We start from the raw sequence: 247 nt of genomic DNA, 5'->3' as shown, positions 1-247 counted from the left end.
TTCCCTTCCTTCTGGGAAGGGCTTTCATTGAGGCTGACCAGCCCAGCAGACAGGAACTCCTGGACACCCATTTCCCTTCCTTTTGGGAAGGGCTTTCATTGAGGCGCGACGGCGAGGTTCGTCGTCAGTGTCGATTTTCCGGTGATTTCCCTTCCTTCTGGGAAGGGCTTTCATTGAGGCGACGCTACAATTAGAGATGTGAAAGCTCACCCTGATTTCCCTTCCTTTTTGGAAGGGCTTTCATTGA

1 protein-coding gene is annotated in these 247 nt (G+C 51.8%); it reads left to right on the top strand.

The window, feature by feature from the left end; all coding sequences use genetic code 11:
* A partial coding sequence (locus tag HMPREF2919_RS09230) for a hypothetical protein (protein WP_210398965.1) occupies nt 1-194 on the top strand: 194 nt, incomplete at its 5' end.
* Nucleotides 195-247 lie beyond the last annotated feature (53 nt).

It is taken from the genome of Rothia sp. HMSC068E02 (assembly GCF_001813565.1).
Taxonomy (GTDB): domain Bacteria; phylum Actinomycetota; class Actinomycetes; order Actinomycetales; family Micrococcaceae; genus Rothia.
Note: the sequence above shows the minus strand (reverse complement) of the source record. Positions and strands in the feature narration are given on the sequence as shown.